General features: G+C 60.1%; 19 protein-coding genes and 9 pseudogenes. 11 read left to right on the top strand and 17 right to left on the bottom strand.

The genetic code is table 11. From position 1 onward, the window contains the following. Nucleotides 1-32: 32 nt before the first annotated feature. From MHI61_RS01350 to MHI61_RS01360, 3 genes are read left to right on the top strand one after another with little or no spacing between them, the layout of a single operon-like run. Complete coding sequence (locus MHI61_RS01350) at nt 33-350, top strand: nitrogen fixation protein NifZ (RefSeq protein WP_008536544.1); 318 nt, start codon at nt 33-35, stop codon at nt 348-350. Between the two features lie 4 nt (nt 351-354). After that, nucleotides 355-567 carry a putative nitrogen fixation protein NifT gene (nifT, locus tag MHI61_RS01355; protein ID WP_004678514.1) on the top strand — a complete coding sequence of 71 codons (213 nt, stop codon included), beginning with the start codon at nt 355-357 and terminating at the stop codon, nt 565-567. Nucleotides 568-597: 30 nt separating this feature from the next. Beyond that, nucleotides 598-1,536 (top strand): SIR2 family protein, encoded by a 939-nt coding sequence (locus tag MHI61_RS01360; protein WP_008536543.1) that lies wholly within the window; start codon nt 598-600, stop codon nt 1,534-1,536. A gap of 444 nt (nt 1,537-1,980) precedes the next feature. Here MHI61_RS01360 and hisC read toward each other — a convergent pair whose 3' ends face one another. The 4 genes and pseudogenes from hisC to MHI61_RS01380 form a co-directional block, all read right to left on the bottom strand. Further along, on the bottom strand, nt 1,981-3,084 hold the full coding sequence (hisC, locus tag MHI61_RS01365; protein WP_008536542.1) for a histidinol-phosphate transaminase: 1,104 nt from the start codon (nt 3,082-3,084) through the stop codon (nt 1,981-1,983). Nucleotides 3,085-3,242: 158 nt separating this feature from the next. Further along, a pseudogene (locus tag MHI61_RS01370) lies at nt 3,243-3,787 on the bottom strand (adenylyl-sulfate kinase); the annotation flags it as partial. A 39-nt stretch (nt 3,788-3,826) separates the two neighbouring features. Then, a pseudogene (locus tag MHI61_RS32735) lies at nt 3,827-4,069 on the bottom strand (hypothetical protein); the annotation flags it as partial. Between the two features lie 332 nt (nt 4,070-4,401). After that, nucleotides 4,402-4,908 carry a helix-turn-helix transcriptional regulator gene (locus MHI61_RS01380; protein WP_004671987.1) on the bottom strand — a complete coding sequence of 169 codons (507 nt, stop codon included), beginning with the start codon at nt 4,906-4,908 and terminating at the stop codon, nt 4,402-4,404. 442 nt (nt 4,909-5,350) lie between these two features. Between MHI61_RS01380 and MHI61_RS01385 the strand changes: the two are divergent. After that, nucleotides 5,351-6,294 (top strand): annotated as a pseudogene (locus MHI61_RS01385) (IS481 family transposase). 518 nt (nt 6,295-6,812) lie between these two features. On the opposite strand, the pseudogene MHI61_RS01390 reads toward MHI61_RS01385, so the two are convergent. Beyond that, nucleotides 6,813-7,317 (bottom strand): annotated as a pseudogene (locus MHI61_RS01390) (helix-turn-helix transcriptional regulator). Nucleotides 7,318-8,872: 1,555 nt separating this feature from the next. On the opposite strand from MHI61_RS01390, the gene MHI61_RS01395 reads away from it, so the two are divergent. Beyond that, the gene (locus MHI61_RS01395; protein ID WP_170965075.1) at nt 8,873-9,064 is read left to right on the top strand and encodes a hypothetical protein; all 192 of its coding nucleotides are present in this window, start codon (nt 8,873-8,875) and stop codon (nt 9,062-9,064) included. Here MHI61_RS01395 and MHI61_RS01400 read toward each other — a convergent pair. Together MHI61_RS01400 and MHI61_RS01405 are read right to left on the bottom strand one after the other, a co-directional pair. Next, a pseudogene (locus tag MHI61_RS01400) lies at nt 9,039-9,339 on the bottom strand (hypothetical protein). The gene MHI61_RS01395 and the pseudogene MHI61_RS01400 overlap by 26 nt on opposite strands. Next, nucleotides 9,339-9,569, bottom strand: a pseudogene (locus MHI61_RS01405) (transposase domain-containing protein); the annotation flags it as partial. The pseudogenes MHI61_RS01405 and MHI61_RS01400, both read right to left, overlap by 1 nt. Here MHI61_RS01405 and MHI61_RS01410 point away from each other — a divergent pair. The 3 genes from MHI61_RS01410 to MHI61_RS01420 all read left to right on the top strand — a co-directional run bounded on the left by MHI61_RS01410 (nt 9,542) and on the right by MHI61_RS01420 (nt 11,502). Beyond that, nucleotides 9,542-9,949: a hypothetical protein gene (locus MHI61_RS01410; protein ID WP_239789229.1), complete on the top strand. Its 408-nt coding sequence runs from the start codon at nt 9,542-9,544 to the stop codon at nt 9,947-9,949. The pseudogene MHI61_RS01405 and the gene MHI61_RS01410 sit on opposite strands and share 28 nt — an antisense overlap. Next, on the top strand, nt 9,946-10,833 hold the full coding sequence (locus MHI61_RS01415; protein WP_239789230.1) for a recombinase family protein: 888 nt from the start codon (nt 9,946-9,948) through the stop codon (nt 10,831-10,833). The genes MHI61_RS01410 and MHI61_RS01415 overlap by 4 nt, the downstream gene beginning before the upstream one ends. Nucleotides 10,834-10,971: 138 nt before the next feature. After that, nucleotides 10,972-11,502 carry a hypothetical protein gene (locus tag MHI61_RS01420; RefSeq protein ID WP_239789262.1) on the top strand — a complete coding sequence of 177 codons (531 nt, stop codon included), beginning with the start codon at nt 10,972-10,974 and terminating at the stop codon, nt 11,500-11,502. A gap of 265 nt (nt 11,503-11,767) precedes the next feature. Here the strand turns inward: MHI61_RS01420 and MHI61_RS01425 are convergent. The 3 genes and pseudogenes from MHI61_RS01425 to MHI61_RS01435 form a co-directional block, all read right to left on the bottom strand. Beyond that, nucleotides 11,768-13,458 (bottom strand): IS66 family transposase gene (locus MHI61_RS01425; protein ID WP_239789231.1). Its coding sequence is split into 2 segments (ribosomal slippage): nt 11,768-12,906 and nt 12,906-13,458, totalling 1,692 coding nucleotides; the frame shifts between segments, so codons are not numbered across the junction. A 59-nt stretch (nt 13,459-13,517) separates the two neighbouring features. Next, nucleotides 13,518-13,868 (bottom strand): IS66 family insertion sequence element accessory protein TnpB, encoded by a 351-nt coding sequence (gene tnpB / locus MHI61_RS01430; protein ID WP_016737501.1) that lies wholly within the window; start codon nt 13,866-13,868, stop codon nt 13,518-13,520. Between the two features lie 218 nt (nt 13,869-14,086). Beyond that, a pseudogene (locus MHI61_RS01435) lies at nt 14,087-14,293 on the bottom strand (transposase); the annotation flags it as partial. On the opposite strand from MHI61_RS01435, the gene MHI61_RS01440 reads away from it, so the two are divergent. Both MHI61_RS01440 and MHI61_RS01445 read left to right on the top strand, forming a co-directional pair. Further along, on the top strand, nt 14,244-14,534 hold the full coding sequence (locus MHI61_RS01440; RefSeq protein ID WP_008536527.1) for a hypothetical protein: 291 nt from the start codon (nt 14,244-14,246) through the stop codon (nt 14,532-14,534). The pseudogene MHI61_RS01435 and the gene MHI61_RS01440 sit on opposite strands and share 50 nt — an antisense overlap. A 32-nt stretch (nt 14,535-14,566) precedes the next feature. Beyond that, nucleotides 14,567-14,683 carry a transposase gene (locus tag MHI61_RS01445; protein WP_008536526.1) on the top strand — a complete coding sequence of 39 codons (117 nt, stop codon included), beginning with the start codon at nt 14,567-14,569 and terminating at the stop codon, nt 14,681-14,683. A gap of 603 nt (nt 14,684-15,286) precedes the next feature. Here the strand turns inward: MHI61_RS01445 and MHI61_RS01450 are convergent. After that, nucleotides 15,287-15,496: pseudogene (locus tag MHI61_RS01450) on the bottom strand (IS6 family transposase); the annotation flags it as partial. Nucleotides 15,497-15,747: 251 nt separating this feature from the next. Between MHI61_RS01450 and MHI61_RS01455 the strand changes: the two are divergent. Then, the gene (locus MHI61_RS01455) at nt 15,748-16,677 is read left to right on the top strand and encodes a polyprenyl synthetase family protein (RefSeq protein ID WP_008536525.1); all 930 of its coding nucleotides are present in this window, start codon (nt 15,748-15,750) and stop codon (nt 16,675-16,677) included. A 188-nt stretch (nt 16,678-16,865) separates the two neighbouring features. On the opposite strand, the gene fni is transcribed toward MHI61_RS01455, so the two are convergent. The 6 genes and pseudogenes from fni to MHI61_RS01485 form a co-directional block, all read right to left on the bottom strand. Then, entirely contained in the window at nt 16,866-18,032 is a 1,167-nt protein-coding gene (gene fni, locus MHI61_RS01460; RefSeq protein ID WP_016737499.1) for a type 2 isopentenyl-diphosphate Delta-isomerase, read from the bottom strand. Further along, entirely contained in the window at nt 18,019-18,921 is a 903-nt protein-coding gene (locus MHI61_RS01465) for a hypothetical protein (protein WP_008536520.1), read from the bottom strand. The genes fni and MHI61_RS01465 overlap by 14 nt, the downstream gene beginning before the upstream one ends. Next, nucleotides 18,918-20,471 carry a hypothetical protein gene (locus MHI61_RS01470; RefSeq protein WP_011053441.1) on the bottom strand — a complete coding sequence of 518 codons (1,554 nt, stop codon included), beginning with the start codon at nt 20,469-20,471 and terminating at the stop codon, nt 18,918-18,920. Before MHI61_RS01470 ends, MHI61_RS01465 begins: the two co-directional genes overlap by 4 nt. 773 nt (nt 20,472-21,244) lie before the next feature. Further along, nucleotides 21,245-22,587, bottom strand: a pseudogene (locus tag MHI61_RS01475) (cytochrome P450). Next, on the bottom strand, nt 22,587-23,429 hold the full coding sequence (locus MHI61_RS01480) for an SDR family oxidoreductase (protein WP_008536513.1): 843 nt from the start codon (nt 23,427-23,429) through the stop codon (nt 22,587-22,589). The pseudogene MHI61_RS01475 and the gene MHI61_RS01480 overlap by 1 nt, the downstream one beginning before the upstream one ends. Beyond that, nucleotides 23,416-25,017, bottom strand: coding sequence for a cytochrome P450 (locus tag MHI61_RS01485; RefSeq protein ID WP_029875528.1), 1,602 nt, complete (start codon nt 25,015-25,017; stop codon nt 23,416-23,418). Before MHI61_RS01485 ends, MHI61_RS01480 begins: the two co-directional genes overlap by 14 nt. Nucleotides 25,018-25,076 lie beyond the last annotated feature (59 nt).

Consider the following 25,076-nt stretch of genomic DNA (forward strand, 5'->3'; position numbering starts at 1 on the left):
CCTTCAATGACATCCTGCAAGGAGGAATGCCCATGGGCCTTGGACGTGAACAGGAGGTCGAAATTCACAGGCCTCCACGATTTACACCCGGCGAGCGGGTGCGGGCCAGACTTCACGTAAAGAATGACGGCACCTATGCTGGCAAAAAAATTGGCGAAAATTTGGTGCGGAAGGGCGACGAAGGCTATGTGCGCGACATCGGCACCTTTCTCCAGCAGTTTTACATCTATGCCGTCGAATGGGTCGAACGTGGCACTATCGTCGGCATGCGTGCCCGTGAACTGACGAGTCTAGACAACGCCGCTGCTTGCGGCCCTGCTGAAATCGCGGGGCCCCCAACGAAGGAATAGCGACATGAAGATAATGATTCGCAGAACGAGCGCCGGCTTGTCGGCTTACGTACCAAAGAAAGATCTCGAAGAGCCGATCGTAGATGTCGAGGCTGATGACATGTGGGGCGGCACGATCACTCTCAGGAACGGCTGGAGACTCGTCTTGCCCAAGCTATCGCGGGATACGCCTCTGCCGATCACCGTCCACGCAAGGAAGATTCCTGACGAGGACTGATGCTGCAAACGAGAGGTAAGAGAAACCAGCATGAACAAAATTTTAACCTCGGACCGTCTCCTGATCATTCGCAACGGTGACGCCGAAAAAAGACTTAGGCTGCTCCAGGAAGCGCTCGCTGCGGATCGGATCGTTCCCTATCTCGGTCCAGATCTCCTTCGGCTGCAATCCACGGAACCACCTGTACCGGACACCCCGGAAGCCGTCTCCGCGGCACTCAACGAACGCACACCTGCCCCTTCCAGGATACGCAGCAATATGTGGTCAGTCGCGCAGTTTATTGAACAGCGACGGCATCGCCGGACGCTTCAGGCCTGGATGGCAGAAATATTTGGAGCACCCGTGGCGCCGACCGCCCTCCACGACTGGCTCGCAACGCTGCCGCTCTCCCTTATCGTCGACGGCTGGTACGACGGGACAATGCGTGCGGCTTTCGCGAAGACCGGTCGAACGGATGTCGTCGAGATTCAGGGCGTCACGCGTGCAAACGGCGGCGGCGACATTTGGACAAAAACTTACGATCTGTCCGGGAGAGACGTCGAATGCGTCTCAGCGCCAAAGACGGTCCTCTATGCGCCGTACGGCAGTGTTATACCAGCTTCGAACTTTCTGGTGTCCGATTCCGATTACGTGGAAGTCCTAACCGAAATCGATATCCAGACGCCAATACCTGGAATGGTGAAAGAACGGCGTATAGATCGCGGTTTTCTTTTCATTGGCTGCCGCTTCAACGATCAGATGCTCCGGATCTACGCTCGACAGATCATCAAGCGCTCTCACGGCCCCCACTTTGCAGTACTTGATGCGGAAGGCCTTACCAAAAACGAGCGCCGTTTCCTTGCAGCAAGCGGAATCACGGTGGTCGACCTGCCGATCGGCGAAGCCGCGGCTCTGCTTGTACCATTTGGTAGCAAGGCGGATGGTGACCATGGCCGCACGGCTTCCGCTTCGAATCTCTGTAGCGGCTAGAGTGCCGCAGATTGAAAACGTTCTGTTTCTGCCAAGTTCGAATGCCATACTGCCCACGTTTGCTGGCGTGGGGGATTGCGGGTGGGATCAATGGCGATGAGCGAGCGTGATCTTTAGCGGATCGAGGTTCTGTCGCAGGTGATCGACGGAAGATCGGCGACGACCGCAGATTACTGTTCACTCAATGTCAATCGAAGGACCGATTATGAAGAAACCTAAACCATTCCCAATACAGCGGCAGAGCCGCGGCCGGAATCGCCAGAAATAAGCCTCGCATCGGCCACCGGGTGCTCCACTCGTGCGCCAATAACACGCGTAATCAACGGGATCGAGACGGCACACGCTTTACGGTCTTGCGCTTATTTGTGATCTGAATCCCACAATATGGACTTCGATACTTGGTGTTTCCAAGTGACAAGCAGTGTGGCCAATAATTCTAACCGCCTAGCTCTGCGTCTTCATACTTCCAGAAATGATGTCCCTGGCGGCTGAAAGGAACGCGTCCATTTGGGTTCTGGTGCCGATGCTGACGCGGATAAAATTTTCCAAACCGGCATCGGGAAAGACGGCTACAAGTATGTTCTGCCTATCCAAAGACGCTTGCCACCATTTGCCATCTCGTCCGGGTGGCACCCGAGCTAGCAAAAAGTTTGTGTGGGAGGGAATGACAGAAAAGCCCAATTGAGACAAGGCAGTGGTCGTTCTGTGTCTTTCATGTTTAATATATCTGTGGTTCTCGTCGTAGTCGGCGCGGTGCGAAAGGATACTAATGCCCACCGCATGGCCGATCACGTTCATGTTAAAGACATTTTGCAGGTTGCGTAGCCTCCCAATAAGTTCGGGATGACCAAAGCCGAAACCGACGCGAATTCCCGCGGCTGCAAAGCCTTTCGAAAGTGTTCTCAATACTAGAAGGTTTGGATGACGATCGACTAGGCGCAGGGCATCATCGGGTGCAAAGTCGACATACGCTTCATCCACCACTATCAACTGGTCCGATTGCGCGACGAGGCGGTCGATTTCAGCCACCGGAACGAATGTTCCCGTTGGATTGTTCGGATTGGCCAGCAGTATGAATTTTGCATCTTTTGCTGGACCAAGAAGCAGCTGCTCGATTGGCAGAGAATAAGACTCGCCCCATTCGATTTCGAGAAATCTGGCACCCTGCAACTTGGCCAGTTTGCGGTTAAAGGAAAAACCTGGCGATATCATCGCAACGCTATCTCCCGGGTCGAGGAATGCTCTGTAGATGAGCCCAAGCAGCTCCGACGAGCCGTTCCCGGCGACCACCTGATCCTGGGAGAGGCCATACGCGCTGGCGGCTGCGTCGCGCAAGCTCAGATTGTCATCTTCGGGATACAGATAATGCCGTTCGAGGGCCGCCAGCGCACTTTGCAACACCATCATCGGCAACGGAAACGGATTCTCATTCGTGTTTAGTTTAACGCAGTTCGCATCTCGCCCCGGTTGATTGGAGGGTAGCGCATTTAGCTGTCTCGCCATCGGCGAAAGAGCCGAAAGCACGGCTTGCAGCTTTGCATCAGCCATATCTTTTCTCCGTTTCAGTAAGCCGAGTCGTGAGCGCGTGATCGGCCGTCTCCTGTTGAAGCCACATCGGACGTTGGCGCGGGCCGCCTGCGGGCTGCTACGGTCGCCGCGTAGTTAATAGGCCAAGGACCGCCGCGGCCGCTTCAAGCCGCCAATGGTCAAGCCTCCCCACTCTCACACTCATGCGTCACTTGCTCCATTCGCCTTTCGAGGAACTGTTCGATCTCAAACGCCAACGCCGCAGGGTCGTGGCCAACCGTTTCGAGATGTAATTCAGCGCCCTCAGGGATTTCGTACGGCGAGGAAACGCCGGTGAAATTGGCGATCTTGCCGGCGAGCGCCTTCCGATAAAGCCCCTTCGGATCGCGTCGCGCGCATTCCTCAAGCGGCGTGTCGACGAGGATTTCAATAAGCTCCCCTCCTCCATCAGCTCGGCGACCTCGGCAACGCGGCGGATGTTCTCGACGCGATCGGGTTGATTGAAGCCAGGTCGCGATTGAGCCCGTGGCGCACGTTGTCGCCGTCGAGGATGTAGGTGTGCTTCCCGTGGGCATGCAGCAGCCGGTCGAGCGCATTGGCGATTGTCGACTTGCCGGAGCCGGAAAGTCCAGTGAACAAAAGGACGGCTGGCTGCTGACTCTTCATCGCCGCGCGCGCCCTTGTCAGCGTCGGTCGCCTGCCAATGCAGGTTGTCGGCGCGCCTTGCCCAGCTTTGGCTGCCACTGAAATTGAAGACCCCGGTCGGCCCTTGGGCTTTGCGAAAGAGCTCGGGAGGATCGACGTGGTCGATGAGTTCCAGCTCGTTTTCCCAGCACAGCTTCCACCGCACCTCAGAACATGCAAAGACCTCCTTTGGTATTTCCTGCTGCTGTTTTTGAAGCCCGCACTGTGCGATCGAAGCAGTGGCCGCCCCGATGCATGTCGGCGCCGTTGCTCTCGGGTTCGCGCTATAGCCAGTCCGGATCGTCAAATGTTTCGCCGTCACTCGCGTCTGAGATCATTCCTAATGCATCATCACGGGAGATTGGTAAAATGGATTGTATGAATGGAATTATCGATGCTTTGTATGTCGAATATACGGGTTTCTTAGACTTTGACGTGACCTCCCTGGCACTCGCGGCGTAAAGACGACCGCGCGTCCCCTCCAGCGGCCGAAAGCAGGGATGCGTTGGACCAGTTGACCCAACTGCGCCCTCCCCGGTTTACCCACCTATGTCCCGGAGTGGCGATGAACGGTCGCCAGCTAGTCCTTCGCGGTTTCTGATGGAACTTCATCAGGGACGCACGTTCTGTTTATTGAAGCTAGCGATCTACGTCCTATTCGCGATCGTCTGCAGTGGCGCTGGTAGACGCGACTTTCATGGCACGATCGCCGCTATCGCTACCGGTCTCGTCTATGCGGCTTAGTAAGCTGAAAATATCTTGCAAGATCTCTTCATCGAAAGTCCGCAACTTCACGATAGTAGCCAGCAGCAGAACCGCTTTGGTTTCAGTTTCGCCCCAAAGATAAGGTGCCGCCGGGGCGATAATCTCTTCCGGAGTGGCATCCAAAACCTCACACAGATGAATCAGTCGGCTCACGGTCAAGCGGGATACTCCATTTTCGTACCGGCCGTAGACCTGCTTAGTGATGCCAAGCAAGGGCGCCAGTTTCGAGCGCGGGAGTTTTCGCTTATCGCGGGCTTCGCGAAGGCTGATGCTGATCAAGTTTTCGAGTTCGGCGCTAAGTGCAATCCGTCCGTCAAAAGGTTTTCGATAGACCGGCTTGTCTATGCCTGGATCATCGACTTGTTGCAAACCGAGTTCATTAATCCATTGCTTCAATGGTGGTCCTGACATTGCTCCGACTGAGGTAAATGCGCCAAAGCTCTTTATACGGAAAGTGATGTGCTTGGAACCACCAATGTTTCGTTTCGATCTAATTTGGCGCATTTTGGGCCACGCGGACCTCACCCGATAGCTATCGTTCACCAAAATATATAAGTGATCGCAAGTACATAGACATAGATCATACCGAAATCGCTTCACGCAAGGATTATCCACTTGCGCCAAATTGGCTATGACCCTCAGTGATTTTGGTGATAACGGTCGCTTCATTTCCTCGTCTAGCTCCCGGGACGTCGTGTGCGGGCATGGTGGCCTTTTGTCCTGCACGTGGAGCTCTCGGTTCACGGCAGACCAATCACGGCTCCGCGCGCTGGCTGCTCTGGTGTTTGGTTCCGGCATTTGATGGTGCAATATTTTCCTTGGCATGGAGGGAAGCACTATGGGCCAGGTTCTACACGGGAGCGCCACGACGACAGAGGCAATCCGTCGAGCAATAGTGAAGAGAGCCTGAAAACGCTTTCGAAGCGATACGGGATCAACCAGAAAACCGTGGCGAAATGGAAGAAGCGGACATCGTTGGTCGACCTTCCTACAGGCCCAAAGGACCCGCACTCGACGACCCTTTCCCTCGAAGAAGAGGCCGCTATCGTCGCCTTCCGCCGGCACACGTTGCTGCCGCTCGATGATTGCCTCTACGCTCTTCAGCCGACCATTTCACATCTGACGCGTTCGTCGTTGCACAGGTGTTTGCAGCGCCACGGCATTTCACGTCTGCCGGAGGTCAGAGGCGACAAGGAGCCGAAGAAGAAGTTCAAAAGCTATCCGATCGCTTACTTCCACATCGATATTGACGAGGTGCAGACGGCTGAGGGCAAGCTCTATCTCTTTGTCGCAATTGACCGAACATCCAAGTTCGCGTTCGCGGAACTCTACACCAAAGCCGGCAAGATGAATGCCGCTCAGTTCTTGCGCAATCTGATCGCGGCAGTGCCCTACACCATTCACACCGTTTTGACCGACAATGGCATTCAGTTCACCAACCGAGCTTGTGATCGAAATGCCTTCCAGCACATCTTCGATTGGGTCTGCGACGATCACAGCATCGAGCATCGCCTGACCAAGGTGAAGCATCCCTGGACCAACGGACAGGTCGAACGGATGAACCGAACGATCAAGGAGGCGACCGTCAAGCGCTTCCACTACGACGATCATGCGCAGTTGAAAAAACATCTGGCCGACTTTATCGACGCCTACAATTTCGGGCGCCGGCTCAAGACGTTAAAGGGCCTTACGCCTTACGAGTTCATCTGTAGACGATGGACTTTGGAGCCGGATCGATTCATCATCGACCCCATCCATCAAATGCCGGGACTAAACACCTAGGCGATGCCCTTACCTCTGAACGGCGACAGCCATGAACAGCGTTTCCAGTCTCAGCGACTCGACCCCGTTTTCGCGGAACCTGATCGTGATGTCAAAAGGCTGTTTCCGAGCCGAATGGCAAAAAGGATCGGCGCGATGGAACGGAGGCGCGGAGAGGACGGGCTTAGAATTCAGCAATCGAAATCAAAGCATGCGCGCCGGCAGCTCGAATACCCACATGGCATTGAGCGGGAAAACCCAACGAGGGAGTTTAACACAGACCCTACTGTCGAAGCAAAGCGCATGCAAATAGACTTGGCGTCGCTCGCCGACGAATCGCTCGAGCATCGAGCGAGATCAACGCCAACCAAAGATCGAAAAATTGCGCAATCGGCGCGTATTGTTGATCAGACGGAAATTCGAGTGAAAAACTAAGTTGTGAGATTGCGGGTGTCTGCACACCGACGACAGCGCGTCGGCTGCGACAGCTATCACCAATACTGCTAACTACTGGTCGGGGCGTCATAGACAAACCCAGCTCACTTCACGGGCTCCGCTACATCACTGATACCTCTGTCGCTCTCGTCGTCATCGGGGATCATTCGCTGCAGGAGCCGAATAAGATCGCGCGTCGTGCCGTTCGGAAGTCTCCTGAAGAATCCTCGCCAGTGTGAGACAATCCTCGGCCTCCTCCGATGTGCGGCCCCAAAGATGTGGCGCAGCTTCAAAGATCATATCGATAGGCATGAAGCCAAGAATCTCACACAGATGGATCATCCGAGTAACAGTCATTTTGGAAAATGCCCGCTCGTAGCGTCCGTATACAGGGATGGACAGACCAAGCATTGGAGCAACGTCTGCGCGAGACAGGCCCTGCGCTTCGCGTGTCTTTTTCAGGAACGCGCTGATCAATTCCTCCATGTGACCCAACGATGTAATTTCGCCGCCGAAACCTGGCTTTCGATAGATCGCCTTGTCAACCTCCGGATCGGCGGTGCTGACGAGGCCTCTCGAACTTCTGTAGCTTGCTAGATCTTCCGTCACCGCACGTCCCTGTTTTCCTGCCACTCGTTGTAGGCTTGAGCCAACCTGAACCGATTTGAACCACTTGTCATCGCCACACTACAACCGTTTTAAATACCCATTTTGGGCATTTTTTGCGTTATAGCAAATATTTGAGAGTTTAGCCAAATTGCTTCATGAATGCATTCAAAACAGTCTCGCTAGACCGGTGGCCCAGTTCCATGAAAGATGAGTCGGCTATGGCCGCACCCGCCACTGAAACATCTAGGTTGCGTCGAATTTGAGCGAAAATTCACATTCAATGCTCAACATCTTCTAAGCGGTCTTCGTTGAGGACGATAAGACATAATCCTCGAAAACCGATCCATTTCCCCGTCCCACGATATCCCATTTGGCTAGCTGGGAAAGCTCCGCCGTGCTGGAAATCACTCAGCCAAGAACCCATATCGGTTACCGCTCCCGCTAGCGTGTAGGTTCGATGCTCTCTGAAAATTCCGGCATCATGGAGCAAGTGCCACAAACGTGAACTTTGCTAAACGAAGCCGCCACCTTATCGCATCCACACAAAGGGCTTGAAATAGTCGACCGTGAGGGTTATATCTTTGTGAGCAGCAGACAACGAGGCTTCCGAAAGGTCGCTGTTGCAGGTGCACCCTTAGAGGTCGGTACACCACGGTAGGGCACACGCGTTCGGCGGAAACGCCATGGGAAGGCTCCTTTAGGGGGCCTTTTTTGTTTCTAGGGCACCCTTATTTGCTGGAAATGAGCCTTTTTTACGAGTTGGCAGACGTTACACCTTCGCTTGATGCGGCTGAAATTAATTTCTTTCTGATCAGCGCTTTTTACCACCAGTTCTACGTTGTGTTCGTCTGATCTGCTCGGGAAAAGGTAATAAACAACAAGATCATTAAGGCCAGAGGTCAGGACAGGGCCTGAAACGGCAATGTTACCTGCCCAGTAAGGCATACAGAGGTAGGCACAAGATGCTCGAACGTGAATCTACCTTGCGGATGTTCGATTGTTGGGAACGAGTCGTTAATAGTCGTCATGAGGCGCGGTCACCCGAAGACAGCTCTCACGATCTGGACCCATTCACTGAACTGGATTATAGATTGCGCTGGGTAGTCTGGCTCTGAGACATTGAATTTTCTCCCGATATAAGGGCACGGGTTTGACAACCTTACGAAAGTGCTAACCCCTGAACGTGGTTTCGTTCTCCTGGTAAGGGTCCTTTCATGTTCAAATCGATACGAATAGAGCACTGACCTTTCGCTTCCGTCCTTACGACGGAGTTGTCTGCTTATGTCTCGCGTATGGACCGGAAGCCTGAACATGCTGCAGGAGCGAATTCCATCCTGAGACCGAATTCCTACGACGCTTTCTCCGCAGGAGACCGGAGGTTCGAAATACGACCAGTGCGCCTGGCCTGACCCGAGAGAGGCTTCGGGCAGCCGAGGACGACACCTACGGCCTGTTCGTCGACTTCCGTTGGCCCAAGAACGTCGGGAAGCCATATTGCCCTCGCTGTGGCTGCCTGGCGCCGTACGGCGTCGTCGTTCTGATGCTCGGAGCCGGAATGCCGCGCCGAATTTTCGGTTTTCGCCGACCGCAAGCTTTCATTCAAGAAGATCATCATGGCAATCTGGGAGGAATCACGGCCGCCAAGGGCATGGCGGCGCTCCATCTGAGCCGCAAGGTCAACGTCCAGTACAAGAGTATCCATCCGGCGAAGGCCGCGGCACTTATGATTTCGGCTCGTCTGCCATGATGCGTTCGAATCTTGTCGCGATCGCATTGCTCGTCGACAAGGAACTGCCGAACACCTCCTTCCCAGGTGCGGATATCGGCGAGGAACTCCTTCAAGCTTTCGATGCCCCGGTCGGTGAAGGTCGTGATGCCCTCTTCGCTGCCGTCATGGGCATGGATCATCTCACCACAGTCGATGTTGTCGGAGTTGCTGGCGACCTCCTGGATGAGTTCGAGGTTCTCGCCAATCAGCGTGGCGACGTAGTTGATCGTGTAGACATGCGTCGGGCGCGCCATCAGGCCGCCATCTGCCGGGCGCTTCCGGCGGGCCAGTTCCACGGCAGCAGTTCCGGCAGCCGTGATACGGGAATGCCAGGCATGCGGGCGAGCACGTCCGCCAACCAGGCCTGCGGATCGATATCGTTCGTCTTTGCCGTGACGATTAGGGAATACATGAAGGCAGCACGCTCGCCTCCGCGCTGGGAACCGGCGAATAGCCATGCCTTTCTTCCGAGAGCAATGCCCCGTTCATTCTGCCCATGTCGGCGATGAAGTCGAGGTTCACTATCGCTGGCATCCATATTTTGGCCAGAAGGTTTCCATTCGTCGCGTCGAAGAACGAGCGACAGGCCGGTTTTTGAAGGTTCTGGGGCCGACAGGTGTCGTCATCGCGATCTCAGGGTGGATGATCGATCCCGTGGTCTGCCGCGGCATGACCATGGGAACGCCACGCGTCGATCTTGCGACGCTAATCGAATTGAACAGGCTGGTCTCTGGCGGCAGCAAAGCGGCACCCTTCCGAAGTGAACGTAGAATCACTCAGGAGGACCATGATGAGATCCCGCAATACGCTGGTGCCGGCGTCGGGCCGGCAGCTCGACCTGATATTCGAGGAGCTCAACGATGACCATCACTGATTTGATTCCGACAGCGCTGCTCGCGCGCAAGGCCGTCGTTTATGTGCGGCAATCCACTCAGTCGCAGGTTATAACCAATCTGGAAAGCCAGCGACGGCAGTATGATCTTGTTGACATTGCGCGACACCACGGCTTCAGCCACGTCGAGGTGATCGACGACGACCTCGGGCGCTCTGCCAGCGGAACCGTCGCCCGTCCGGGCTTCGATCGTCTCGTCGCCCTACTGTGCGCCGGCAAAGTTGGTGCCGTTTTCTGCTTCGATGCTTCACGGCTTGCGCGCAACGGTCGGGACTGGCATCACCTGCTCGAACTGTGCGGCCTGGTCGAAGCCCGCGTCATTGACCATGACGGCGTCTACAATCCATGTCGACCCAACGATCGGCTGCTGCTGGGAATGAAGGGCAGTATCAGCGAGTTCGAACTGGGCGTGCTGAGAGCCCGGATGCTCGATGCCGCCAGGTCGAAGGCGCGCCGTGGCGAACTGCGACTTTCTGTTCCGTTCGGCTACATTTGGCATCGGGAGGCCGGGCTTGGGCTCGATCCTGATCTGCGTCTGCAAGAGGTAATTCGATCCATCTTCGCCCGCTTCCACGACCTTGGAAGCGCGCGTCAGGTGCTGCTGTCGATGACGAAAGATCACATTCACTTCCCTCGGCCGTCGGATGAAGGGCGCATGACCAACTTCGTATGGATGCCAGTACGTTATCGCAATGTGATCGGCATCCTCAAAAACCCCTTCTACGCCGGCGTTTACGTCTATGGGAAGAGCGAGAAGCGGACTGCCATCGTCGATGGATGGGCTCGGCGCAGTTACGGGCACGGCAAGCCCGTCGGTACCTGGGAGGTGATGATCCGGGACCATCACGAAGGTTAAATTAGTTGGGGCGAATACGAGCGTAACCAACAGCAACTGGCCCTCAATAATTATGGCCGATCGGGTGGGACTAAATCGGGCCGCGGCGGCAAAGCATTATTATCAGGTCTCCTGACCTGCGGACGGTCTGGACGGCGACTGAGTGTTGCCTATACGGGAAATCCACAAAATCCTGTCTATCGCTGCTATAAACAGAACCTGATGATGGGCTTGCCCCGTTGCATGACGTTCGGCGGCTCGAAGGTCGATGCGGCGGTTGCGCGCGAGTTGTTGCGCGCGGTAGAACCATTAGCGATCGAGGCGACTTTTAAAGCAGAGCGGATGCACCGGGAGCGACAGGAAGACCAGCGCCACATTCACGATCTGGAGCTACAACAGGCCCGCTACGAGGCTAGCCTCGCCGAGCGCCGCTATGCGGCATGCGATCCCGACAACCGCCTGATAGCTGCACAGCTTGAGAAGAATTGGGAAACGGCGCTACGCCGCGTCCGTGATCTGGAAGTGCGCAGGCCTACCGAAAGTCCTTCAACCATCGAAGTTGACCCAGGCCACTTTCGCAAACCTCGCCGACAATCTGCAGGCGGCCTGGGAGTCGCCGGATGTCACCATGCGCGTGCGCCAGCAACTGCTACGTACATTGATCGCCGACATTGTTGTCGATGTCGATGATGAGGTGCGCGACGTGGTGCTGACCATCCATTGGAAAGGCGGTCAGCATTCGGAGCTCAAGGTTCGCAAGCCCCAGACGGTTGAACACGGGTGCGCCACAACGGAAGATGCTTTGGCAGTGATGCGGAGCATGGCAGGACGCTGGTCCGATGAACATATCGCCGCGTCGCTCAATCGAATGGGAATGCCCACGGGGCAAGGAAAAACCTGGACTGCACACCGGGTCGCTTCAGTAAGGCGGGTCCGGGCCATTCACGCGTACAAATCAGCCGATAAAGAGGGCGAATGGCTGACCATGACAGAGGCGGCGGCGGTTTTGGGCGTGACCAACCACCGAATACGCCACCTGATCAAGACGAACGTGTTGTCTGCCGAGCAGGTGGTTCCCGGCGCGCCGTATCAAATCCGGGCCAGCAATCTGACTTCGGCAACCGTCCAAGCCGCGATAGCCCGAAAGGGCCGCCCGTGTCGCATTGCTGACACCGAGACGCTTCCAATGTTTACAGATACTTAAAGAGGGAGTGCACAATGACTCAGGTCCGGCAACGCCGCGCAGGGCTCGTTCGGCGGCATTGTTCGTCAGACACAGTCTGCCGTCGTCGAGGAACCGGGCGAAGGCTTCCCAGCGACCCTCCTTCTCGAACATGTAGTTGATCGCCTTGGCGACGGGGTTGTGCTTCGACATTTGCCCGCGCTGGGCCATGAGCCAATCGTGCAGTTCTTCGACGAGCGGGCGAGCATGTTGCAGCCTCGCTGCGAGCCTATCCTCGGCAGGCATTCCGTTTATGCCGCGCTCGATGTCGAAGAGCGCGTCGATGCGGGCAACGGCCTCAAGCGCGACGGGCGATATCTCGTGGGCAGGTTTGCCCTTGCGCACGTTGCCGGCGATGTCAGCGAGTTCGAAGAATTTGCGCCGCGCGTGGCTCCAGCAAAGTGCGCTGATCACCAGCGCGGGGCGGCGGTCGGCACGATAGAGGTCGTTGTAGCCGCCATAGGCATCGGCTTGCAGGGTGCCGTGCCATCCGGCGAGATGCGTGTTGGGGTGGGTCTTCTCGCGATCGGGAGAGAAGTGGAAGAGTGCGGCGGGAGGCGCGCCGCCCGCGAAAGGGCGGTCATCGCGGACGTAAGTCCAGAGTCTCGCCTGCTTTGTTGCTCCCCTGGCCAGAAGCGGCACGGTGGTGTCGTCACCATGCAGCCGCTCGGCGGCCAGAACATGGGCACGGATCAGGTCATGGATCGGCTGCAGGGCCGTCGTGCAGGCTCCGACCTGATCGGCCAGTGTGGAGAGACTGAGAGCGACGCCTTCCCTGGCGTAGCGCTCAGCCTGGCGGTTCAATGGCTGATGTTGGCCGAACTTCTCGAACAGGATCGTCGCCAGCAGGTGCGGTCCTGCCCATCCCCGCGTGTCGCATGGAAAGGGGCCGGTGGCTGGCTGATCTTCTCGCAGTCCCGGCAGGTGAACTTCTCGCGCACCGTCTGGATCACCTTCCACTGGCGCGGAATGATCTCCAGCGTCTCGGTGATGTCTTCGCCCATCTTCACGATGCGGTGCGAGCCGCAGCAGGTGCAGGTCGACGGGGCATCGATGACCAGGCGCTCGCGCGGCAGGTGCTCGGGAAACGGCTTGCGGGCCGGCCGGCGGCGTTCGAAAGCGGAGACATTTGTGATTCTCGTCGCCACGCGTTCCGCAGCGATCTCGTCTTCGGTGGCGTCGGCTTCAAGTTCTTCGAGCTGCAATTCCATTTGCTCGATCAGCCGGGCGCGGCGCTCCGAGCTCTGGCCGTACTGCTCGCGACGTATCTTGGCGATCTCGAGCTTGAGATGCCGGATCATCGCCTCAGACGTCGTCACGACCGCGCGCACCTGTGCGAGGTCGGCCTCGGCAGAGGCGGCACGCGCTTCCGATGCCGCAAGCGCGGCGCGCAGACTGGCTATCTCCGAAGCAGCATCATCCATGGCCGAAAGCTACCATGCCGCATGCCGAAAGCCCAACAAAAACAGAGGAATGCAGGCGGTCAGCCTGCCTTCGAAGGCCGCTGCGTCCAGCGCGGGTTGCGCCAGTCGATCCCTTCCAGGAGATAGCCGAGCTGCGCCGACGATACAGGCACGGCGGAGCCATTCTGGCTGACCGGCCAGATGAACTTTCCAGCTTCCAGCCGCTTCAGGTAAAGCGACATGCCGACGCCGTCATGCCAGAGGACCTTGATCAGGTCACCCTTGCGACCCCGGAAGCAGAAGACTTCGCCGCCATGAGGATCGCGGCCAAGACCTTGCTGAACCTTCAGCGCCAGGCTGTTCATGCCGCAACGCATGTCCGTCACCCCGCCCGCGATCCACACCTTTACCCCCGCGGGAAACGCGATCATGACCCATCCACGACGGGCAACAGGCGGGCAAGAATGGTCGGATCAAGCGAGGCTGGGATCGTCAGCCGTCGGCCATTCGGCAGGCCGATCTCGATCGTCATGTCGTCTTCAAATCGCGGCCGTGAGGCTACCTCGCAAGATGCCGCCGCCGGTGGCGAAATCGTAAGTGGCACGAAGCCCGTTGTAGCGGAACTGCTCAGAAGACCACTACGGTATTCCCGACGCCAACGGGTCAACAATGACCGTGACAATCCATATCGCCGCGCCGTCACCGAGCCTTTCCGAAAGCCTTGTAGACTTTCCTCGACGATCCGAACCTTCTCTTCGTCCGACCAATCCCGTCGGCGACCAAGATCGTCGACGGACAAGACCTCAATGGGGGAAATGATTGTAGCGCATGACATAAGGCATGGACTTAAAGCCAATCAGCAAGTCAGGACAGACGGCCTTCGCCGGATGGGTACGTACAAGACCGCCTACTTCCTGCTGCAGAAGCTCCGGGAGGCAGCCGACCTTCGCCGTGATGCGATCAAGCTGCACGGTACGGTGCAGATCGACGGCAAGTATGTGGGCGGCGTCCTCCGCAAGGTGACAAGAAGGAAGAGCGCAAGGACGGGCGCAAGAAGGAAAATCAGAACGGCAAGCGTATGTGAGTTCTGGCGCTGAGGGAGGCCAACCGCCATGCACCGAACAGAACGGTGACGCGGGTGATCCTGGACGAGAACGGCAAGGATGCATGGGCGGCCGTCGCCAAGCATGTGGAGCCGAAGGCGCTCCTGATCGCTGACGAACACAAGGCGCAACCAGGGCTTTGAAAGAAAGCGCTGTATAGATCCACCTGCTCCGCCCTTTTAGTCCGCTAGCAAAAGGCGGTAGGGGACCGACTTTTCGAAGCGGTTTCCTGCCGGCCGACAAGGGCTACGGCAGCGCTGAAATCCTCGCCAAGCCGGTCGAGTGTAAGGCTTCGGCAACATCGCGCCGAAGAACAACTGGAAGGCTCAGTCGTCTTCTCACGCTGGGTCTATCGGCAGCGTAACCTCGTGAAACGTCAAAAGCATCGGTTCGATCGTAATTGACGCAAAGCTGACAGTCGTGTGCGATCGCGCACATTGACAGGCTGGCATGATGCAAGCGCCGACGTGCATTGTGACCTCAACCCAAATCACTCCAATGCTGGGTTGGCCTTCGGACGGATCGCTCGCAAGGTTGACGCTGTTCAAATACTAGGCGGAGTGGCACAATCCGCGACTCCCGACACACGGTGAGCACCGGAAGACGCCTTCTGTCGCCATTGAAACATTCACTAACAATGATCTGGTGGCACACCAATTGCTTGTAGGAGCCCAGATCTCTGCCAGCAATGGTTCCGGTCCAAGCTCCAGTGGCTACTATCGACGATGACCAACACCTTTAGATGTAAGGCCCATCTTCGCCCATGTCGTACCGTACGAACGGAGCTCGTCAGCGATCATCACGCGCGGCGGCGTGCAGCCGATCCAAAGAGCTTTGTCACCAGCCACTGCTCAGCGCGGGAGCCTCTTCAGCTTTGGACCAAGACGTTGAGAGCGATGCCATTCTGGCCGACAGCGCCGCCGGAGCCAATGTTCTTCGCGCGCGATCGAAGTAACCGACGTTCAGATGTCAGGTCGCCACGAATGAGACTGCTTCAAGGGATTCCAGTGGGAGATCGCCTTGCCGAGTTAAGGCTCCCACTGGCACACGGTTTCATTGGTCACGCCGGTGCCGCATGTTGGCCGCCGCAATCCGCTAAACTTAACGGTGCCTTAGAACCTGAAGAGACACAGCGAAATCGGCCTTTTGTTTGGCACCGGTTGGACTAGGCCCGTTTTCGTTTTCGTCTCAAAAGTGGAGATGCGATATGATTTCGAATCACCAAGCCGACGTGGTTGGCGATAGCGACAAGCTCATCGAGCAAGCGCTGCGAGCTGCCATGGATACTGCTCTAAGTCCGGCTGCGCCGGCTCACCTGCGTGGAGCGCTGGACGCGGCAGTGTTTCCAGGGGGCTCCCGGATGCGCCCCAAGCTCTGCTTGAAAGTCTCCTATGTGTGCGGCGAAAAAGATCCTGAGCTGGCGACAAGAGCCGCGGCAGCAATTGAATTGCTGCACTGTGCCTCGTTGGTGCATGACGACTTGCCTTGCTTCGATAACGCGGCGCTACGCCGCGGCAGACCAACGGTGCACCGGCTTTTCGGAGAGCCTATCGCCGTTTTGACCGGCGATGCCTTGATTGTGATGGCTTTCAAATACCTCAGCTTGCAGGCTGCGCTAACACCTGAGTTGGGCGCGCGCATGATCGAGGTGGTTGCGGAGGCGGTCGGCCCCAGTCACGGACTGATCGCCGGACAGTCGATGGAGGCAATGACGCACGTCCCAATCGACCGCTATCACCATTACAAGACCGGCTCCCTCTTTGTCGCGGCGGCCACTTGCGGTGCCCTGGCAAGTGGTGCAGATCCGGCCCCATGGTCTAAGGTGGGGGAATTGCTCGGGCACGCGTATCAGATCGCCGACGACATCGCAGATACAGTCGGCCGCGCAGAAGTGCTTGGCAAATTGCCTGCCGTGGACACGCAGCTGAATCGACCCAGTATCGTTCGCGGCCAAGGATTGGACAGCGCAGCCGCCAGATTTTATGCGTATCTCGAACAGATAGGTGACACCATTCCTGCCAGCCCTCAAAAACGGTCCTTCGTTGACTGGCTTAATCATGCACTTTGCAAAGGCGTGGCTGGACCGGGAAAAGCCGGTCTGATTCAACAAACGGCGCTGGATTGCGCGCCTTTGTAAGCCCGAGTTACGGTACGCATAACCTAGCCGGCGGCATCATTACCGCTTCATCGTCAACAGCTGCTTCATGAACATTTCGTTCCCTGCATCGAACCGCTGGGCCAAGGTGGATTAGAGGTCTAGCTTTAGCGTTAACGGTTTTTGCAACCAGCTTGGAGGGCCGGCCGACAGAGCGGGCGACGCCGGCATCATCCGACTGGCGGATGCGCGGAGGGCAACAAGTGCGCGGAGGGCAACAAGCGCGCCTGGCGCAACGTCGCCAGATCAGGTGAGCCGGTGCAAAAGCAGGCGACGGCCAACTGGCGGATGACGACCTCGAAATGCGCAACGACCGCTTCGGTCGATACCGTAGCCGCCGGCAGCACGCCGGCTGCCTGCCCGGCAATGTCCGCACCCAGGCGAATGGCCTTGGCCACGTCGACGCCGTCGCGGATCCCGCCGGACGCGATAAGCTTCACCGTTGGCAGTGCCCGACGGACCGCCTGCAAGCTGGCCGGTGTCGGGATCCCCCAATCGGCAAACGCCATCGCCACTGCACGGCCGGCGGCATCGCGGGCGCGCTCGCCCTCCACCGCGGCCCAACTGGTGCCGCCGGCTCCGGCGACATCAATCACCTCAACACCCGCCTCGACGAGCGCGCAGGCCACCGAGGCGGACAGGCCCCACCCGACTTCTTTGGCCACGATAGGCACGCCCACGCTACGCGCGGCGCGAGCCACCTGCGCCAGTACGCCGTGCCAGTCGCGGTCGCCATCCGGCTGTAGCACTTCCTGCAGCGGATTGAGATGGACGATCAGCCCATCAGCCTCCAGCGCATCGACAGCCCGGCGCGCCAGATCAAGGCCGTCGGCCTCGCGCAGTTGCGCAGCGCCGATATTGGCCAGCAAGGGAATGTCAGGCGCCAGGCGGCGTAGGGCGCGCGTCAGCCCCTGGGAATTGCGCGATTGGAGGCTCACGCGCTGCGAACCGACGCACATGGCGATCCCCAAGGCTTGCGCCGCCTCGCTCAGGTGCCGATTGATGGCCTTTGCGCGTGGCATTCCGCCGGTCATGGAACTGATCAGCAGCGGCGCACGTATGGGCTTGCCTAACAGCGATGTGCGCAGTTCGATCTGCGTCAGGTCCAGCTCGGGCAGTGCGCAGTGTTCGAACCGGATTTGCTCCCAGCCGGCAGCGACCGTGGCTGGCGCCGTTCGCCGATCCAGCACGAGGTCCAGATGGTCGTCCTTGCGCCGGGTCAGGGCGTCGTCGCACCCGCTCGCTCGATCCGCCGTATTGGGCGTTGGCGTTGCGTCGGATCGGACCGAGGGCGCCGCGCGCACGCCGCCGCCTCCCGCGCGTTCACGCCGGCGCACGCTGGCCTCCCCCCGCCGCATCGTTGCCGTAGCGGCTGATCGAGGTCTGGTAGTACTTCGCGCGAATGACCGCCATGGCCTCGATTAACGGTCCCCATGGTGCAGGAAAGCGTTCTTTCACCATCACTCGGTGCAGCATGCGCGCATGGCCGACCAGCTCGTCGTTGAGGAAATCCTCCACAGGCATAGCCGGATAACGCTGCAGGAGCAGGATGGCAGCGTTGTCGGCTTCTCCCGCCGCCCTATCCTTGGCGCATCCATGCAGATCGTTCTGCAGGCGCCCTATCGTGGAGATGAGCCGCAGCACCTGGCGAAACGCCGGACGCGCGCGCAGGGTCGCCATGTCCAGCCCCCATAGCAACGACAGGCAACAGAACACGTTCGCGTAGGCGATCGAATCGATGGAATTGTGCAAGTATTCGGCGTACGACCAGCGTTCAGCCCCCGCCGCCTGCGCGGGTCCGGCGCGCAGCGCCGCGCAGTAGCACCGGGTATCGTTTAGAAGCTCAGTATAGTCGCGCCTATCGTAGGCGAGCGCGGCCAGGGAAGCGCGCAGCACAGCGCAGCCCTCGAAACCGGGGACCGCGCATGGCACGCCCTGCCCCAGCGCCTGCTCCACCGCGGCCAGCTGCTCCGGCGCGATCAGGCCAAGGTCGTTGCAATCGTCGAGCCAAAACAGTAGCGCCAACTCGCGATAAAACGCCACGATCAGCTTTTCGTCCTGCGGATCTCGGCCGGTGCGGGCGCTGATATCGTGCAAGCTCGGTTGGATACACTGCAGGATGTACTGTCCGCCCCTAACTGCTTCTACGGCATGCTCGTCGGCGAATCCGGTCAGGGAACGCCCCCACTCCAGTACTTGCTGCAGCGCGCTTTCCGTCGGGATCATTGCGCCATTCCTCCTGCTCCCTCGGTCGGGATGCGCCGCCCCCAACGAAGAGCCAGCCACAAGCCGGCGAGTTCGATCACGCGCACGACCCGGGTCGGGCAATACAATTCCTTGCCGATCCACAGCGGCGTCTGCGGCAATTCATGCGCCTCATGGCGAGCGAGCATCCACTCCAGCGCGTGCGCGACCGCCAGCGCGATGCGGGCGCGCCCTGTCGGCTCTTCGCGCCCATCCATCACGTGCAACGCGAACAGCGCATAGGCGGTTTCCTCAAATGTTGACGCGCGACCCGCGCCCCAGCCGCCGTCGTCGCGCTGCGCCTGCAACAGCGCCGCCAGCGCGCGCTCGTCGCGCCACTGGGGCGCGCCTTGCGCGAGCGCAGCGATTGCATGCGCGGTGGGATACAGCCACGAAACATGCCATTTGTCATTGTCCCATAGACCGTCCGCGTTGCGATTGGCCTCAAGGTAAGCGCTGGTACCGGCGGTGGGCTTTCCCAACAGTCTGAACGCATGCAGGGCGTGGATGTTGGTCGACACCGAGGCATTGCGCTCGCCGGGGAAGGTAACGAACAGCCCGCCGATTTCGAAGTGGCGCAACGCGTTGGCAGCCGGGTTGCGTCCTGCTAGGTGCAGGATGCACAACGCAACAGCAGTGTCGTCCGCATCGGCCGCGAAGTGCAAGGCCGGACCCAGACCGCGCACGCCCAGACAGGCATCGAGCTGCGCGACGATCACGCGCACCGCCTCGGCGAGCGCGGGATGCGAAAACAACCCGGCCAGATGCAGAGTGTACAGCGACCAGCATGGCTCGAACACGTTGATCGGCCAGACGCTGGGAACGACACCTTCGATGCCGCTGCGCGCCGCGCGCGATGCGGCCTGAAGATACCTGTCGGCACGCTCGACCTGTGGCGCGCTCGCCTGTGTGAGGGCGTGCGCACGCCACGCGGCGGTTGCCGCCGGGCTGATGCCGATGCTGCCGTCGTCGTCCAGGCATGCCGTGGTCGGCGACGTCCCCCAGGCTTCCCAGGAGTGCAACAACGGATGGCCGCTCGGCAGCGGTCCCACCGTCCCCAACTTAACCAGGCACGCTTGCCGCAACGGCAACAGCGCCGGGTAGCGCGGAAACACCACGTCGCCCACCAAGGATGTGGCCTCGCCGGAGATCTGCGGCAGGATCAGCTCCGCGCCTACCGGCGCGTCTTCCGGCACCGCATCCGCGTAGGGATCCGGCTGGCGCTCGAGGAACCGCGTTGCAGCCTGAACTGCGTCCGCAGCGCCGGGAAGAGGATCGGCACGCCGCAATGCAAGCAACGCCGCCCACGTGGGTACATGGCGGAACAGTGGGAAGTCAGCACTTCCCCACCCGCCATCGGCCTGTTGCTGCGCCATGAGCCACGCGTATCCGTTCTGCCGACCGGTGACGTTGCCGCTGAACTGCAAAACGCGCGCCGTGTCGTAAACGGACGGACTCACGCTGCCGCCATCGCGCGTCTCGTTCAGCAAGTGGCGCAATTCAGAAAGGATCTGTTCGGACAGCGCACTCATGCGGGATGTTCCCTCTGCAGGCAGTTGACGAGAAGCGCGGCGAAGCGCACCTATGCTGGCGGCGGTCCGCGGTGGGCAACCGCTCCGATCTGCGCCGTGGAATCGAACACAATGTAGCATCTAGCGGTGCCGCCGGCCGATCGCAGCGGTACGGCGGCGCCTCCGTGCGGACCGGCGCCAATGCGCACGGCGCGTGCTTGAACAGATACCCTTTTGGCCCGCTGCACGGCCTGCGCCAACCGCTCCGCACGCGGGCGCAGCGAGGTGATGGCTTCCTCGGCCTCTGGCCATAGGCCCGGCACTGACTGGGGCGCTGCATGCAGCTTCGTGATCGGCACGCCGGTTGCTTTCTTCTCCGCCGCATGCTTGCCGGGGGCTTGCCCAGCGTCGCGTCATCCGCTGGCGTGTCATCCTCGACCACCTACAATACAAGGCCGAAACAGGCGCGATAGCGATCCAGTGCGCGGTACAGAGTAAAGCGCGGCATCCTCCGCGACGGCGCATAGCGCGCCAATGCCTATGGACGCGCGCACCGGCAATCCGCCGCACGCCTGCGCGCCCGATCCGCCGAACGGGGAAACGCCAGTTCGGTCGTCGTTTAGCGTGGAACCCTTCTGCATGTTGTTCATCTCCTTCTACCTGACAGAGAATGCCGCGGCGAGCGGCGAGCCGCCGCGGTGCTGCCGGCGTCGCACCGCGCGCGCGCGCCGAGTGCAGCAATGCCGCCCATCGTCGTCGCCGCTGCCTCTTGACACGGGGCAGAGGATCCCAGCTCATGAGAATCCGATGCGGACTGTCATGGACGGATGTGCGGTCGGGTAATAGCGCCGGCCTTTTTCGACGCCGCTCATCAATCGCGGCCGCACCCCGGCCTCCTGCATGGTCAATGCCAAGGCGATGCTGAACTGCACCAGCTCCAGCCATACAAGGTGATAGCCCATGCAGACGTGTGGGCCGGCACCGAACTGCAGCATGTCCACCGGCCGGATCGGCTCCGTGCGTTGCAGCCACCGCCCCAGACGGAACTGATCGGGCGCTTCGTGCAGCAGCGGCGAGGTCGAGAAATGCAGTAGTGGGATGCACAAATGAGTGCCCGAAGGAATGCGCCGCTGGCCGAGTTGTAATTCCTGCATCGCGCGACGCGGTACGAGCGAGGAAGCCGGATGCATTCGTAGCGTCTCCCGAAACAGCGCCTCTGCGACCGGACATTGCGCCAGGTCCTCGTGCCCGGTCGGCACCGCGCCCACGCGTTGCGCCTCTTCGACCAGGGCGTCCCACAGCTCTGGATGCTGCGCCAGCTCGATCACCATCCAGGCTATCGTCGAGGCGGAGGTCTCGTGGCCGGCAAGCAGCAGCAAGCGGATATTGGCGACCAGGACGTCATCGGAGAGCGCGCCATCGCTGCAATCGAAGGCGCTCACCATGTCGTTGATCAACCCGGTGCGCGCGGCGCGCGCGCGCGCGTCCCGGATGAACTGGCGCGACTGCGCGTCGATCCAATCGCGGGCGGCGCGGCCGCGTCGCAAGGGCATCCCCGGCAGGTCGATCGGGGGCGCGACCATCAATTGTAGCAGTTGCCGATACTTGCGATGCCACTCCGACAGGTCTTGGGCGGGGATGCCCATGAGACTGAAGGTGAGTTTGAGCATCAGGTTGCGGGTGTCTGGCAGGATAGCGACTTCACCGCGGTCGCGCCACGCCTTGACCTGAGCCCTAATAATTGGTTCGAACAGCTCGCCAATGCCGGCCTCGGTCAGACCCCTCGGCAGAAACGCCGCTTTTATCCCATCGCGCGCCTGCCGGTGCGCGCTACCGTCCAAAGTGACCAACGTTCCGCCAAGGATGTCGGGCGCGATCTCTTCGATCAGTGCCGAGGACACTTCCTTGTGCCGGAGCAATGCGAGCGCATCTGGATCCAGGCATGTCATCAGGTGTCCGGCCGGGCCGAAGTCCAGCCAGAAGTGGCTGCCTAGGGTCCTTTCCGCGCGCCGCAGCAGGCGCGGCAGATCGCAGACGATGGCGGGAAGATGCCCGACCAGGGGAAAGCGCCAGGCATGACCGGGATGTCGTCCCGTAGCCGGCGCCAGCGGTTCAGCGGGTTGAGCAGCATGTCCATCACCAATGCGACGCTGCGGCTGCTTCGGCGGCGTCACCGGCCGGCCGAGCCGCGCTGTTGCCACCGTCGGCGTAGGTTGGAACATGCGCCAACATGCCGCCGTCGATGCACACCACCTGGCCGGTGATGAACGCAGCCTCCTCCGAGAGCAGGAACGCGACCAGCGCGGCTACGTCCTCGGGGCGGCCGACGTGCGGCAGGAGCTGGTGCCGGTGTAGATGCCGTTGCATGCACTCGTCCAGCTTGGCGAAGAGACGTTCGGTCATGACAAGACCTGGCGCAACCGCGTTGCAGCGGATCTTCGCGTGTCCGTATTGGGTGGCAAGCGAGGCCGACAGCATGTTCATTGCGGCCTTCGACGCGGCGTATGACGTCAGTGCGGTGTCGCCGCTGAGCCCTTGGCACGATGACATGTTCACGATCGCGCCACCACCACGGCCGATCATTTGTGGGATGGCCTGCCGGCAGCAAAGGAGCGTGCCGCGCAAATTGGTCGCCATGGTCTGGTCCCAGACCGCCACGTCCAGGTCGAGGATCGCGCGGTCGTGCGGAGTCAAATGCATGGCGCTCGCATTGTTCACAAGCACGTCGACCCCACCGAAGCGCCGCTTCGCCGTTTTGAACAGCTCTGCCACCGCCTGCGCATCTGCGATGTCCATGGCCACGGCCAGCGCTTGGCCCGCTTCGGCTGCGATCTGTGCGGTGCAGGCGATGGCAGCGGGGCCATCAATGTCGGCCACCACCACTCTGCCGCCCTCGCGCGCGATGGCGAGGGCGCATGCCTTGCCGATCCCGGCGCCGGCGCCGGTCACCACGGCCACCTTGCCTTTAAATCGTTCCATCATGTTCTCCTGGATTGCGTAGGTCTTTCGCTGCATGTCGCTCAGCGTCTGCCGGAGAGGGCGTAGGGCCGGGGTTGGTGCAATGGTCATCGCCGGCTTCGCTTTCGATCACCCGAATGGCCGCGACCGGGCACTGGCTGGCTGCTAGGCGCACGGCGGCGTGCAGCGCCTGCGGGACCGTCGCCATGCACACTTCCGCCACGCCGTCCGGCTCGCGCTGACGAAAGGTGCCCGGCAGCGTCAACACGCACTGACCAGTGGTTCCGCACAGGTCCTGGTCGACCACGACGCGAACCTCAGCCGCCGCCTGCGCGTGCAGCCGCACCGGCAGCGCGCGGAACGTCCTAAGGAACGCTGAGGGCTCCCGGGTCGGCTGCTCGGCCAAGGCCGACGTGGGGAAGCGAGCCTGGATCTGCGGCAGGCTCTCGGCCAGTTGCACCCTGGCGAGTTGAGCACCTAGGCAGAAGTGGATGCCGTGGCCGAAGCTCAGCATAATCTTTCCGTCGCTCGACATGCCAGGCCTGGTGCCGTAGAACCGCACCGGATCGAAGCGGTCGGGATCAGCGAAAGCGTCCGGGTCGCGATTGCCGGCCGCGATCAGCACGCGCACGTCCGCGTCCTTCGGGATCACCACGCCATGCAGTTCGATGTCGCGCTGGGCGATACGCGGAATGGAGCTGAACATGGCGGGCGCCTCGCAGCGCAGTACTTCTTCTACAAATGCCTCCACCCCTGCGGCGTCTCCCTGCAGCCAGTGCCGCTCCTCGGGGTAGGCCAGCATCGCCAGCACCGCATGGTCGATAGTCGCAGCAGTGGTGGCGAAGCCGCCCAGCAACATGCCCCACAGCATGCTGATCAACTCCGCGTCCGAGAGCGTATCGGCGTCGTCGGTGTGTGCGCCGACCAGTGTCGACACGATGTCGCGGCGGGGATCGGCGCGCTTGCGCAGTATGAGGTCGCCGAAATAGGCCTTCACCCTGGCGCTGGCCACGTCCGCCGCGGCGAGCTGTGGATCGCTGGCGTGCGGGCTCAGGCCTTCTAGAATGGCGCTGACGATCGCTGAGAGCTCGAAAACGTCGTCTTGGGGCATGCCGAACAATTCAGCGAAGACAAGCATGGGCAAGGCCAGTGCGAATTCCCGATGCAGGTCCACCGCCTCTCCTCGCTCCAGTGCGGGCGCCATGCCATCCAGGCGAGCTGCGACGATGCGCGCGATGCTCGGCCGCAGGTTGTCGATCTGGCCCACGGTGAAATCGCGCGAAATCAGCCGGCGCAGACGCGTATGCGTCGGTGGTTCCTTCATGGCTAGCGTAGACGCCAGCAGATTGAGCGACAGGCTGCTCGCCGCACGCGGGAAATAGCGCGCCAGTTCGGATGGCGCCGGCCCCCGAAACGCATCGCCCGTAGCCTTGAACGCCCAGTAGATGTCGGCGTGGCGGCTCAACAGAAAGAGGCCCGACGCCGCGCGGTGCACCGGATCGTGCTCTCGCAACCACCGCATGAACGGGTACGGGTCTTGGATGCATGCTGGCGACGCCAGCTCGGCGAAGGCGTCGTGGCATGCTGCCGTGGTGTCTTGCACGTCCATCTTGATTACCTGTCGAGTGGCTGATCTGACCGGTGCGCGCCAGGCGCCGCCAAATGAGA

The organism is Rhizobium sp. K102 (assembly GCF_022385315.1).
Classification (GTDB): Bacteria; Pseudomonadota; Alphaproteobacteria; order Rhizobiales; family Rhizobiaceae; genus Rhizobium; species Rhizobium croatiense.